The sequence below is a fragment of the Pseudomonas sp. B392_1p genome (assembly GCF_052245235.1).
In the GTDB taxonomy this organism is placed as follows: domain Bacteria; phylum Pseudomonadota; class Gammaproteobacteria; order Pseudomonadales; family Pseudomonadaceae; genus Serpens; species Serpens gallinarum.
Genome location: NZ_JBQPXM010000011.1, coordinates 105,115 through 118,289, shown reverse-complemented (window position 1 = coordinate 118,289; position 13,175 = coordinate 105,115). Strand labels below are relative to the sequence as shown.

The 13,175-nt window shown below is 62.3% G+C and carries 10 protein-coding genes; 6 read left to right on the top strand and 4 right to left on the bottom strand.

Going from position 1 to position 13,175, the window contains the following annotated elements; all coding sequences use genetic code 11:
* Window positions 1-34: 34 nt before the first annotated feature.
* The 5 genes from recQ (at window position 35) to ACTV8E_RS15835 (ending at window position 6,419) form a co-directional block, all read left to right on the top strand.
* Window positions 35-2,167, top strand: coding sequence for a DNA helicase RecQ (recQ, locus tag ACTV8E_RS15855; RefSeq protein WP_443200142.1), 2,133 nt, complete (start codon window positions 35-37; stop codon window positions 2,165-2,167).
* Between the two features lie 114 nt (window positions 2,168-2,281).
* Window positions 2,282-3,487, top strand: a complete 1,206-nt coding sequence (locus tag ACTV8E_RS15850; RefSeq protein WP_443200141.1) for a diguanylate cyclase — start codon at window positions 2,282-2,284, stop codon at window positions 3,485-3,487.
* Window positions 3,488-3,504: 17 nt separating this feature from the next.
* A complete protein-coding gene (locus ACTV8E_RS15845; protein ID WP_443200140.1) occupies window positions 3,505-4,521 on the top strand; it encodes a DUF2804 domain-containing protein in 1,017 nt (338 codons plus the stop codon).
* A gap of 72 nt (window positions 4,522-4,593) precedes the next feature.
* The gene (locus ACTV8E_RS15840) at window positions 4,594-5,028 is read left to right on the top strand and encodes a MarR family transcriptional regulator (RefSeq protein WP_443200139.1); all 435 of its coding nucleotides are present in this window, start codon (window positions 4,594-4,596) and stop codon (window positions 5,026-5,028) included.
* Window positions 5,028-6,419, top strand: coding sequence for a DHA2 family efflux MFS transporter permease subunit (locus ACTV8E_RS15835; RefSeq protein ID WP_443200138.1), 1,392 nt, complete (start codon window positions 5,028-5,030; stop codon window positions 6,417-6,419). Before ACTV8E_RS15840 ends, ACTV8E_RS15835 begins: the two co-directional genes overlap by 1 nt.
* Before the next feature lie 21 nt (window positions 6,420-6,440).
* Here ACTV8E_RS15835 and ACTV8E_RS15830 read toward each other — a convergent pair whose 3' ends face one another.
* Window positions 6,441-8,627 carry a patatin-like phospholipase family protein gene (locus tag ACTV8E_RS15830; protein WP_273535841.1) on the bottom strand — a complete coding sequence of 729 codons (2,187 nt, stop codon included), beginning with the start codon at window positions 8,625-8,627 and terminating at the stop codon, window positions 6,441-6,443.
* 72 nt (window positions 8,628-8,699) lie between these two features.
* Between ACTV8E_RS15830 and ACTV8E_RS15825 the strand changes: the two genes are divergently transcribed.
* Complete coding sequence (locus tag ACTV8E_RS15825; protein WP_273535840.1) at window positions 8,700-8,987, top strand: SelT/SelW/SelH family protein; 288 nt, start codon at window positions 8,700-8,702, stop codon at window positions 8,985-8,987.
* A gap of 50 nt (window positions 8,988-9,037) precedes the next feature.
* Here ACTV8E_RS15825 and ACTV8E_RS15820 read toward each other — a convergent pair whose 3' ends face one another.
* From ACTV8E_RS15820 to mnmC, 3 genes are all read right to left on the bottom strand, one after another.
* Complete coding sequence (locus ACTV8E_RS15820) at window positions 9,038-10,135, bottom strand: TRAP transporter substrate-binding protein (RefSeq protein WP_443200137.1); 1,098 nt, start codon at window positions 10,133-10,135, stop codon at window positions 9,038-9,040.
* A 208-nt stretch (window positions 10,136-10,343) separates the two neighbouring features.
* Entirely contained in the window at window positions 10,344-11,099 is a 756-nt protein-coding gene (locus ACTV8E_RS15815; RefSeq protein WP_443200136.1) for a sulfite exporter TauE/SafE family protein, read from the bottom strand.
* 7 nt (window positions 11,100-11,106) lie between these two features.
* Entirely contained in the window at window positions 11,107-13,068 is a 1,962-nt protein-coding gene (mnmC, locus tag ACTV8E_RS15810; protein WP_443200135.1) for a bifunctional tRNA (5-methylaminomethyl-2-thiouridine)(34)-methyltransferase MnmD/FAD-dependent 5-carboxymethylaminomethyl-2-thiouridine(34) oxidoreductase MnmC, read from the bottom strand.
* Between the last annotated feature and the right edge of the window lie 107 nt (window positions 13,069-13,175).

The window sequence follows — 13,175 nt, the reverse complement described above, 5'->3', positions numbered from 1 at the left end:
GCGTATACTTCCCGGCCTTGCTTCGGAGACCGGCATGCTCGATTCAGCCCAACGCATTCTCAAAGACGTATTCGGTTACGACGCCTTTCGTGGCCACCAGGCGGCGATCATCGAACGCGTGGCGCGGGGCGGCGATGCGTTGGTGTTAATGCCCACCGGGGGCGGCAAATCGCTGTGCTATCAGGTGCCCGCCTTGTTGCGCGATGGATTGGCGGTTGTGGTTTCGCCGCTGATCGCCCTGATGGACGATCAGGTCGCCACCCTCAATGAGCTGGGCGTGGAGGCGGTGGCGCTGAACTCCACCCTGAACCTCGATGAGCAGCGGGAGATTGCCGAGCGCATCCGTCGCAATGAAATCAAGGTGCTGTACCTGGCCCCGGAGCGGCTGGTGCAGCCGCGTATGCTGGCTTTTTTGCAGCGTCTGGAGATCGCCCTGTTCGCCATTGACGAGGCCCACTGCGTGTCGCAATGGGGGCATGATTTTCGCCCTGAATACCTTCAGCTCGGCCAACTCGCCGAATTTTTTCCCGAGGTGCCGCGCATTGCGCTGACCGCCACGGCGGACATGCGCACCCGCGAGGAAATCGCTCAGCGGCTGCATCTGCAGGATGCCGAGCGTTTCCTGTCCAGCTTCGACCGGCCCAACATTTTCTACCGCATCGTGCCCAAGGAACAGCCGCGCAAGCAGTTGCTGGGGTTTCTGGCCGAGCGCAAGGGCGATGCCGGCATCGTCTATTGCCTGTCGCGCAAGAAGGTCGACGACCTGGCCGCCTTCCTTAGCGAGCAAGGTTTTCCGGCATTGCCCTACCACGCCGGTCTGCCCAGCGAATTGCGTGCGTATCACCAGAAGCGCTTTCTCAACGAGGAAGGGCTGATTATGGTGGCGACCATCGCCTTTGGCATGGGCATCGACAAGCCCAACGTGCGCTTTGTTGCTCACCTCGATTTGCCCAAGTCACTGGAGGCCTATTACCAGGAAACCGGTCGGGCCGGTCGCGATGGCCTGCCGGCCGACGCCTGGATGGCCTATGGGCTGCAGGACGTGATCTTCCTCAAGCAGATGCTCAACAACTCCGAAGGCGATGAACGACACAAACGCGTGGAGCAGCACAAGCTCGACGCCATGCTCGCTCTGTGCGAGGAGACCCGCTGCCGCCGTCAGGCGCTGCTGGCCTACTTTGACGAAGATCTGCCCAAACCCTGCGGCCATTGCGACATCTGTGTCGACGGGGTGCAGACCTGGGATGCCACCGAGCCGGCGCGCCAGGCGTTGTCGACCATTTACCGCAGTGGCCAGCGCTACGGTGTCGGTCATCTGGTGGACCTTCTGTTGGGTCGTGACAATGACAAGGTGCGCAGCCTCGGCCATCAGCACCTGTCGGTATTCGGCATGGGCAAGGCGCTCAGTGAAAGCGAGTGGCGCACGTTGTTCCGCCAGTTGGTGGCGCGCGGGCTGGCGGATGTCGATCTGGATGGTTTCGGCGGTCTGCGCCTGTCAGACAGCTGCCGTCCCTTGTTACGCGGCGAAGTCACCTTGGAGTTGCGCCGCGAGCTGCCCAGCAAGACGCCCAAGGCATCGGGCGGCGCCAGCGCAGCCAGCCAGTTGGTGCGCCATGATGAGCGGGAAAAGTGGGAAGCTCTACGTACCCTGCGCCGCAAGCTCGCCGAAGAACACGGTGTGCCGCCCTATGTGATCTTCCCGGATGCAACCTTGCTGGAAATGCTGCGCAGCCAGCCGAGTACGATGCCGGAAATGAGCCGCGTCAGTGGTGTGGGCGCCCGCAAGCTGGAGCGCTATGGCGAGGCGTTTCTCGAGGTGCTCAATGGCACGGCGCAAGAGGCACCGCGCGCCGTGGCCGACCTGCGCCATGAGCTGGTAACCCTGGCCCGCGCCGGGATGACGCCGGCACAGATCGCCAACCAATTGCACTGCACGGAAAAGAACGTCTACAGCATGCTTGCCGAGGCCATCGGCAAGCAGCAGTTGAGCCTGGAGCAGGCACTGGATTTACCCGAAGACCTGCTCGGTGAAATCCAGGATGCTTTTCTGGATGGCGAAGGCGAGTTGCCGCAAGTGGCGCAGATTGCCGAACACTTCAATGGCCGCGTGCCAGACGGTGTTTTATATTGCGTGCGAGCGGCCTTGCAGGCTGAATTCGAAGTGTAAGAAAAATGACGCGATCGCCATGGAATGGCGGTTTTCTGGCGGTCCTCATTCAAGTCTTGTGGCGTTTTCCGCGAGCGTATAGGGTGAGATCGTGCTCCGACCAAAGGACTGATTGTGGGTAATCGACCGCAGACTTGGCTCGACGATGTTCGCGCCAACCCCTATGCCGAACAATTGGCTCAAGGGTTCACCCGGCTGCGATTCGCAGCGCCGCTGGAGGAACAGTATCGCGCCTACCAGCTTGAGCACAGCTTCGATCTCAAACGTATTTCATTGCTGGCCGCCATCCTTATCTGGATGGCGCAGACCTTGCTGGACCTGCGCTTGGTCGACAGTCCGGAACGCGATGCCATGCTCGTCGTGCGCGTGGCAGTAAGCGCATTGCTGCTGGTATGTGGTGGCTTGATCCTGTGCAGTCGACGTACCAACTTGTTGGTGCCGTTGACCCTGGCCTGCATTCTGGCGCTGGGCATCGGTTCGGCTGCCGTGGTGGCGCTGGCCCACCGGATCGATCCGGCCTACCCGGAAGAAGGCTTGTTGCTGGTGTGCATGGCCGGTTTCTTTCTGGCCGGCTTGCGACTGTCCGAGGCACTCGCATGCTCGGTGGTAGTGCTGGTGACCTATATCGGCTTTGAGCTGTTGTTTGGCGCGGCCGTGGTCCGTTTGCTTTATGTCCTGTTGTATTTGCTGTTCGGCATTCTGATCGGCGCGGTCGGGTGCTATCAGCTGGAATACAAGTCTCGCGAACATTTCCTGTCCCGGCGCTTGCTCAAGGTCATGGCTGACTGCGACAGCCTGACGGGCCTGCATAATCGGCGCAGCTTCCGCCGTCAGTTCGACCGTGTGTGGCGCCAGGGCCTACGCGAAGGCCAGCCGCTGGCCATGCTTTTGTGCGATGTCGATCATTTCAAGGCCTATAACGATTGCTATGGCCACCAGGCCGGCGATGACGTGTTGCAACGCATCGGCCGCTTGCTGGAGGAGCGGGCGCGACGTCCGCTGGATATGGCCGTGCGCATGGGCGGCGAAGAATTTGCCTTGCTGTTGTATGGCAGCGATGCCGATGACGCCCGTGAGGCGGCGGAGCAGGTGCGCGAAAGCCTTGAGCGGCTCGGCATCGAGCACGCGCAGTCATCCACCGCGCCGGTGGTGACCATGTCCATTGGGGTGGCCTGCCTGAACAGCAACGATACCAATGTCAGCCTGAAGGAGCTGTACGCGCGAGCGGACCAGCTCCTCTACGAGGCGAAAAACAGCGGGCGCAATCGCATCGCGGTCAGCGCCTGTGGGCAACCGATGCTCACCGAAACTACGATCTAGCACGAGAGCAGTCTGTCATGGAGCGATTGATCCAGGCCGATGGCCAGCCGCACTACGGCATCTTCAAGAGCGCACCTAAACAGGTGAATTACCGCGATTTCGATTTTCGCTCACCGATGGGGCGTCGTTCGGGTGCATTGGCCAAATGGCGCCGCTTCCACCAGTTCCAGTATTTCGGGGTGATCAGCGACGAGCTGATCGGCGGCTGTGCGTTGGCCAATCTGAGTCTGGTCGGAATCGGTTTCGTCTATTTGTTTCACCCTGCCAGCGGGCGTTTGCTGCAGCGCCAGTTCAAGTTGCCGCTGGGGTTCGGCACTGTCTTCAGCCAGACGCCGGATGACGGTGTGTGCGAGCTGATCCAGAGCCGTAATCGGCTGCGACTGGAAAACTGCGCCGCCACGGGTGAGAAACGCCTGCTGGTGGAGCTGGATGATGGGCTGCGCATCGATGCCCGCTTCAGCGAGCGTGAACCGGCCTTTCAACCGATGCATATCTGCACGCCAACTGCCGTAAATGGCTGGGTGTATGCGCAAAAGGTCGCCGGAGTGAGATGTCAGGGTCAGGTGCGCAGCGCACTGGGCAATTTTGACCTGGCGGCCCTGAACGCCTTCGCCCATCACGATTGGTCAGCCGGTTACATGCGCCCGGAAACCCATTGGAACTGGGCTTGTCTGTCCGCTCAGGTAGGCGACGTTCGGGTTGGGCTCAACCTGTCCTGCGGGGTCAATGAAACCAGCTTCAGCGAAAATTGTTTTTGGCTGGACGGCGAGTTGCTCAAGGTGGACGGCGTGAGGTTTCAATTCGATCGCGACCAACCGCTGCACCCTTGGCATATTCGCTCCGGTGACGGTCAGGTGGAGCTGCGTTTCACGGGCGAAGGCATGCACCGCGAACGGTTGAACCTGGGCTTTCTGGCCAGCAACTTCAAACAGATCTTTGGTCGGTTCTCCGGTGAGCTGCGTCCCCTGGGCAGGCCCGTGGTGCCTATCGACGAGGTATGGGGGTTCGTCGAGGACCAGTACGCAAAATGGTGAGCGAAGTGGGCCATCGTGCCCATTCACGGTTATGATTAGCCGCCTAATGATTAGCTCTTACAAGAACAGTCCATGAACGAGTTTGATCAACATCTCTTCGCCATGCAGTTGACCCAGTTGTCACGCTCTTGGCGAGCTGAGTTGGACCGCCGCCTGGCCGAACTGGGTTTGTCCCAGGCACGCTGGCTGGTCTTGCTGCACCTGTCACGCTTTCCCGAACCTCCTACCCAGCGGCAACTGGCGCAAAGCGTCGGTGTGGAAGGCCCCACCCTGGCTCGGTTGCTGGATAGCCTGGAAGCGCAGGGGCTGGTACGCCGTCAGGAAGTCCCCAATGATCGACGCGCCAAGAACGTCATGCTCTGTGAACAGGCGCATCCGTTGATCGATACGATTCGCACCATCGCCGACCAGCTGCGTGGTCAATTGCTCGCCGGCATCGCGCCTGCCGACCTGGAGCATTGCAAGCGTGTCCACGCGCGGATTCTGGCCAATCTCGAAGCGCTGTGATGGCTGAGACACTGGATGATTTGTGCGCCCGCTTCGGGCCGCGCTATCCCCAGTGGATGCTGGTTGTGCTGATGCTCGGCACCATCGCCATGGTGTTGTCCACCACCACGATCTTTGTCGCGCTGCTGGCGATCATGGACGAGTTCGCCATGGGGCGTCCTATGGTGCAATGGCTGTCTACAGGTTTTCTCGCATCAATGACTTCGGGGCTGCTGCTGGCCGCCTGGGCACAGTCGCGTCTGAGCGCGCGGCGCACTACCCAATATGCGTTATGGCTGTTCATCTTCACCACCTTATTGGCGCCGCTGGCGACACAGGGCTGGGAGTTGATTGCCTTGCGCATCGTGCAAGGGTTCTGCGCCGGGATTATCCAGCCCCTGGCCACGGTGCTGATTTTTCGGGTGTTCAGCAGCGGCGGGCGCGGCAAAGCCTTGGGGATATACGCCCTTGGCGTGACGGTGGCGCCCAGCCTGGGGCCGAGCCTGGGCGGCTATCTGGTGGATCACTTTGGCTGGCTGGCCGTGTTCTGGCTGCCGTTGCCATTGTGTGCTGTGGTATTGCTGAGCGCCCGCCTGTTACCCAGCGATCGCCAGCCGGGCGTATCCAAGCTGGATCTGTGGGGTTTCGTCCTGCTCAACCTGGCGCTGTTCGCCTTGCTGCTGGCCTTGGCCGAAGCCCAGCGCTTGGGCTGGGGCAGTCCACGCGCCTATGCGGCCGGTCTGCTCGGCGTGCTCGCCGCGACCTGGTTTGTGCGGCGCAGCCAGGTCCATGCACAGCCTTTACTGAATTTCGCACTGTGGCGGCATGCCGCGTTTCGCAAGGCCAGCTGGGTGGCAGCGGTAATCGGCATGGGACTGTACGGGATGATCTACTTGATCCCGCTGTTTTTGCAGACCATCGAGGGTTACAGCGCCGGACAAGCCGGCATGCTGCTGTTGCCCGCTGGCCTGGCGTTAGGGGCAGCCTCGTACCTCAGTGGCTGGTTGTGTGACCGCTGGCAGGTGGCTTGGATCATGGTGGCTGGTCTGGCGATCTGTGCCCTGTCATCGCTGGTGTTCGGCCTGTTGCCCAGCACGGCTTCATTCTTTGCATTCTGTCTGTGGGCGAGTATCGGGCGCGGCGGACTGGGCCTGCTGCTGCCAGCCTTGACCAGTGGCTCGCTGAGCGGCTTGCCGGCGGACGAGTTGGCCTCCGGGGCGGGGGCGATCACCTTCATCCGCCAGCTCGGCGGTGCGTTCGGCGTGAACCTGCTGACCTACTTTCTCGAGTGGCGCAGCGCATCGGTCGGTGATGTGCTGGCCTTCCAGCACACCTTCTGGCTGAGCGCCGCGATTTTCCTGCTGGCGACAGTCGCTGCGTGGGGTATGCGTGTGCAGAGCCAGACGTCATGAGCTCGCGACCTGCGGCTTTGGTTAAAAGCTGCTACCCAGGTTGAAATACAGCGCCTGCTCATCTTCATCGTTGAAGCCATAGCCCAGGTTCAGCGGGCCGAGCGGGGTTTCGTAGCCGAGGAACAGGCTGGCGGCCGTGATCACGCCGCTGTCGAAGTCGTTGTCGCGGTTCCAGGCGCGGCCTCGTTCCAGTGACGCTCCCAGGTAGACCGGAAAATCCAGGGGCAGAAATGCCTGTTGGGTCATGCGCCGGTAATACACCAGCCGGCCCAGGCCGATGTTCTGCCCGGAGATGGCGCCTTGGCTGAAGCCAGACAATTGCTGCGGACCGCCGAGCAGGAAGCTCGAGGTCACCACCTCGGCATCGTCGAGGGTACGCGCGTAGCGACCGCCGATGAGCAGGGTATGCGCGCCATGGCTGAGCGCTTTGGTGGCGTTGAGTTGCCATTGCCGATAGCGCAGGTCGCCGCCCAGTTGCGGCTCGTGATGGCGCAGGACCAGGCTGAGGTCTTCGCCGGAATGGGGAAAGTCGAGGCTGTCCAGCGTATCGAAGGAGTAACGCAGCTCGGTGTAAGCCTCGTTGAAGCTGAAGCTGGGCAGGTCCTGATCGCCGATTCTGACATTGGCCTCGCCCCAATTCTGGCCAACGCCCAGGCGGATTTCGCCGGAGTTGCCGATCTGCCGACCCACATTGAAACCCAGGCCATAGCGCTCCAGGCGGTATTCAGCGATCGGGTCACGGTCGAGGATCGACTCGATATTCTGCGCGGTGGCTTGCAGATAGGGCGCAACAAAGTAACGTGAACCGGCATCCAGGGGCTGATAGAACTCGCTGTACAGATCCTGATGATCACCCAGTTGAACGCGCGTCAGCCATTCGGCACCCAGGCGGTTGATGCCATTGACCCGGTAACTGGCGCCGATGTTGAACGCACTGTCACCGCGGAAATCATCCGACAGGTTGATACCCAGGCGTAGGTAATCGGTGCCGGCGCGCTTGCCCCGCGCGCTGATCACCAGCGTGTTCTCCAGGTGCCGGTGACGCACCACGCGGTACTGCACCTGCTCGAAATAATCGAGGCCGTAGAGCGTACCCATGTCGACCTGCAAGCGTTGCAGATCCAGTGGCTGACCCACCGGCTGGCGGATGTGCCGGCGAATCACCTGATTGTCGACCTTGGAGGTGTTTTCGATATGGACGGCGGTGATCAGCGGGCTGCGGTCTTCGGCTGCCTGGCGGGCGGCAATGCTCGCGGCGGGCGCCATGGGAGGAACAAGGGCTGCCAGGCGTGTGGCGAGGCGTTGCGTGGCCTGATAGCCGGCGGCGATCAGGGGTGAAACAAGGCCGAAATCGGTGGAACCATAGCCACTCAGTTCCGGTTGCACGAGGATGTCGTCGGCTTTCAGCGTGGCGAGCTGGACTTCGGAATTGCTGCGGGTCATCAGCGTGGTCGATTGGTTGAGTACGTCGACCACGGTGAGCAAGTCCTTGCGCTCCATAAGCGGCGTGCCGATATCAACGACGATGACCCGATCGACGCCCATGCTTCTGGCCACGTCGATGGGAATGTTGTCCACCATGCCGCCGTCGACCAGCAGCCGGCCGTCAACCTCGACCGGCGCGAAGACGGCGGGAATTGACATGCTGGCACGGATCGCCAGGGGCAGATGTCCGGTGTTGAACACGATCTTCTCGCCGCTGGCGATATCGGTAGCCACGGCGCGAAAGGGAATCGGCAGTTGGTCGAAATCACGGGTGTCGCTGCTGTTGACCAGCAGACTTTCCAGCCACAGGGCCAGGTTCTGACCCTGGATCACGCCCAGCGGCAGGCCCAGGCTGCCGTCGTCGCGGAAGCTCAGTTGCTGCTGAACGAGAAAGTCGCGATCGTCCTGCTTGCGCCGGAACGGGATGTCCTTGCGCGGCGGTGAGTCGGACAATACCTGCTGCCAGTCCATGCGCAGGGCCAGCGCTTCGATTTCCTCCGCGCGATAGCCGGATGCATACAAGCCGCCGATAACCGCGCCCATGCTGGTGCCCGCGATGGCATGAATCGGCACGCCTTGTTCTTCGAGGGCCTTGAGCACACCGATATGGGCAAGGCCGCGCGCCGCACCGCCGGACAGGACCAGGCCGATTTTCTCGGCGGCTTGCACACGTGGAATACACAGGGAAAGGATCAACAACAGACAAAACAGCATGCGACGCATGGACACATCCGCAAACGCCGAAGGGGAGGGCTGGCTATTATAGGGGCCCCGATTTTTTATTCAGAGCGCTGTATGCAGCAACACAAAGCCGAAATCGTCATTACTTATTGCACGCAATGCCAATGGCTGTTGCGGGCCGCCTGGTTGGCGCAGGAGCTGCTCAGTACCTTTGCCGAAGATCTGGGCAGGGTGAGTCTGGAGCCGGCGAGCGGCGGGGTCTTTCGCATTACCTGTGACGGCGAGCAGATCTGGGAGCGCAAGGCAGACGGCGGCTTTCCGGAAGCCAAGGTGCTCAAGCAGCGGGTGCGCGACCGTATCGATCCGGCGCGCGACCTGGGGCATAACGAACGGAAACGTTGAATCCCGGCGTTGCCGGCCTCCCTACCGTTGCGGCAGTGAGGCCGCGAGGATTAACGCCAGTTGTAGATTTGCTTGTCGGTGACGTCGCTCATCGGGCCGACTTCTTCACGGAACGCCTTCATGGACGTCCAGATGCGCTGATTGAGGTCGCTGGTCTGGGCGAACTGATCCATCACCACCTCGGACTGCTCACGCAGGGCAGCGATGACCTCATCGGGGAATTTCTTCAGCAGTACGCCCTGCTTTTGCAGTTCCTGCAGTGCTTTGGCGTTGTGATAGACGTATTCGTCGAGCATCAACTGCACCGAGCCGCGGGCGGCTTCCTCGAGAATCGCGTGCAGATCGTCGGGCAGCGCGTCCCAGGCTTCCTTGTTGACCAGTAGCTCAATGGCCGCCTGCGGTTCCGCCCAGCTCGGGTAGTAATAGTACTTGGCGGCCTTGTGGATGCCGGACGCCAGGTCGTTGTACGGGCTGACCCAGTCAGTGGCGTCGATCATGCCGGTCTGCAGCGCGGTAAACACTTCGCTGCCGGGGACGATGACCGGGGTGGCGCCGATGCTGCCGATCACTTCACCGCCCAGGCCGGGCATGCGAATCTTCAGACCCTTGAGATCATTGACGCTGTTGATTTCCTTGTTGAACCAACCGCCCATCTGCATGCCGGAGTTGCCGCCAAGCAGCGGCTTCACGCCGTGCGGGGCGTAGGCTTCCTCCCACAACTGCATACCGCCGGCAAAGCTCAGCCAGGAATGGAATTCATGGGTGGCCAGGCCGAAGGGCACCGAGGTGAAGAATTGCGCGGCTGGTACCTTGCCTTTCCAGTAGTAGGAAGGACCGTGGCCCATCTGCGCAGTGCCACGGGAGACCGCGTCGAAGACTTCCATGGCCGGTACCAGTTCACCGGCGGCGTACACCTTGATATTCAGGCGGCCATTGCTCATGCGGTTGACGCGCTTGGCGAAGTCATCGGCGCCGGTACCCAGGGCCGGGTAGTTCTTTGGCCAGGTGGTGACCATTTTCCAGTGCACGGTCTCGACCGGTGCAGCGGCAGTTTGTGCGGCGCTCTGGGTGGGTTCGTCTTTGCACGCGGTTAGGCCGAGTGCCATCAAGAGCGCGGTGGTTGCACCGAGCAGGTGGCGTCGATTCATGAACAGTTTTCCCCAAGAGTGTGAATGCCCTCTCAGTCGGCGCGGCGGACGGCGGTGAGGGCCGCTGCAGCCGCCTGAATTGCCTGAGGGGGCGAGGCAGAGCCTGCGATCAAGGTCGAGGCCGTGGGCACAATAATGCAGCGCCAATTCGCTTCACAACCTTTATCGGACTCATGATGGCCTTTGGTCTAGTTGGAGAGGGGAAGCCTCAGGTCGCCGTGCTTAACTTTTGCACTGCCAGGGAGATGCTCACGATCACCAGCATCAAGGCAAACAGGCGTTGCAGGATCTGGCTGTTGAGCCGCTGCGCCAACAGGTTGCCGGTCAGCACCCCGCTGGCACCACCGGCGGCCAGGCCGCCGAGCAACAACAGCGGTGGGTGAGCATCGGTGAGGTAAAGGAGAAAACCACCGCCGCTGACCAGCGCGATGACTGCCATGGACGTAGCCATGGCGCTGAGCAGCGACAACGAGGTAAACCAGAGCAGAGCGGGGACGATCAGGAACCCCCCGCCGACCCCCATCAGTCCGGACAGCACACCTACGGCCAGACCGACCAACAGCAACGCAGCAGGCCGGGTGTGAGTCACAGCCTGTCGATCCAGGCCGGCACCCCGCCACATGCGCCGGGCCGACCAGAGCACTAGTACGCAGAAGCAGACGATCAGGACGTTTTCCGGAAGGTGGCGACCCAGCCACTGGCCGATGGCGTTGCCCGGTAGGCCACAGATCGCCAGCAACAGCACTGGGCGCCAAGCCACCTGGCCAAGGCGGGCACGGGGAATCGCGCCAATCAGCGCGGACATGGCCACGGCGCCCAGGCTGACGCCGATGGCGTCGCGCAACGGCAGTTGCAGGCTGAGCAGCAGCGGCAGGGCGACCAGCGAGCCGCCCGCGCCGGTGAGCCCCAACAGCAGGCCGAGGATCAGGCCGATGCCTAATCCCTCGATGATCATCCATTCCATGGCGTGTTCAGTCCTGGCCGCGAATCAGTTGGCGCAGCGCGAAGCGATTGGGATGGCAGGCTTCGGCCACCGCGCGCGGCAGCGGCAACGGCTCGTCTTCCAGCCAGGCAGCGAGCAATTCTCCGGACAAGGGCACGGTGACCACACCGCGCGAGCCGTGGGCAAGATTGAGATACAGGCCATCAAGCCAGGGACAGGGCAGATCGGGCGTTTGCCGGGCATCCTTGCCAAGCGCGGCATAGACCTCAGCGAATGCCCTGCTGTCGGCCAGCGGTCCCACCAGCGGCAGGTAGTCGGAACTGGTGCAGCGGTAGGCGGACCGCCCTTGCATCTGCGCGGGATCGAGCTGATCGATGTGCAAGCGCTGGCCTAGATCCTCGGAGATCCCTCGCAACAGCTCGAGGTTGCTCTGGTGTTCTTCCGGGGTGACGCCCTGATGCTGGTTCTTCAGGTCGAAACTTGCGCCCAGGGTGTGTTCACCGGCGCGCGGCGGGGCCACATAGCCGTCGGCGCACACCACGGTGCTCAGCTCCCGGCTGGCGTCGGTAGCGGGCAGGCAACTGATCTGTCCGCGAATGCGCTTGAGCGGCAGTTCGGCGGTCTGGGCGAAGGCTTTGGCATCGGCGGCGTTGGCCAGGATCAGCACTGGTGCGCTGGCCAGCACGCCGTCAGCGCCCAGCGCCCGCCATTCGCCGTTCTCGCGCTGCAAGCTCAAGGCGTCATGGTGGGTAAGCAACTGAATGTTGGCATGACTGCTCAGCAGCCGGCACAGCGCGGGCGGATGGGCCCAGCCGGCTTCCGGGAAAAACAGCCCGCCGCTGGGCAGGGCAACACCCGCCAGTCGTTCGGCGGCCGACTGATCCACAGCGTGCAACAGACTGGGCGGAAAAACGGCGCTGAGCTGGGCCTGGCGCTCGGCTTCCTTGGCATTGAAGGCCAGTTGCAGCCCGCCGCAGGCGTCCCAGTCGACGCCGCGTTCGAGGCGTTCCAGCAGGCGACGGGTATGGCCAAATCCGCTGAGCACCAATTGCGAGAGCGCTGTACCGTGGGCGGACAGCTTCAGGTACAGCACGCCCTGGGGATTGCCGGAACCTTCCTGGGCGGGCGCGGCGTGGCGCTCCAGCACCGTCACCTGCCAGCCCCGTGCCGCCAGGCTGGCGGCGCTGGCGCAGCCGGCCAGCCCAGCACCGATCACCAGGGCACGGCGTTCGCTCGGCCGGGGCGGACGCGCGAACCAGGGTTTTTGAATGTCGTTTACCTGGCCGTGAAACGCCCCGGCGAGCATTTCCCGCTTGTGACCAAAGCCGGGCACCTTGGCCATGACAAAACCGGCCTCGTTGAGGCCGCGGCGCACCAGGCCCGCACAGGTGAAGGTGGCCAGTGTGGCACCGGGGGCTGAGAGTCGGGCCAATTGAGTGAACAACTCGGGCGTCCACATCTGCGGATTCTTGGCAGGCGCGAAGCCATCCAGGAACCAGGCGTCGATGCGCGCATCGAGCTGCGGCAGGCAGTCATGCACATCGCCAATCAGTAGGGTCAGCACCACCCGGCCGTCGTCAAACAGCAGGCGCTGAAAACCCGGCTGGATGCCGACGTACTGAGCCAGCAACTGGGCGCTGAAAACCTGCAGCTCCGGCCACAAGGCCAGGGCGCGCTCGAGATCGTCGCGTGTGAGCGGATACTTTTCGACGCTGACGAAATGCAGGCGGGCACTGCTCGGGGCATGCTGCGCGAAGGCTTGCCAGGTACAGAGGAAATTCAGCCCGGTACCAAAACCGGTTTCGCCAATTACCAGTCGTCCGTTCACCGGCAGGGCGGCAAAACGTTCTGGCAACTGATTGTTGGCCAGGAACACGTAGCGGGTTTCCTCCAGGCCGCTGGCGCGGGAGAAATAGACATCGCCGAACTGCCGCGACAGCGGTTGGCCGTGATCATCCCAATCGAGGTGGGCTTCTGAAGCGTCGGACATGGCAGGCACCGGGAAAAACGAGACGCGTAGTGTAACGCCCACGCTGGCATTTTCGGTTTTGTCGATGGAGTCGCGTTCCGTTAGTCTGACGCCCTGCAGTCCAGGAA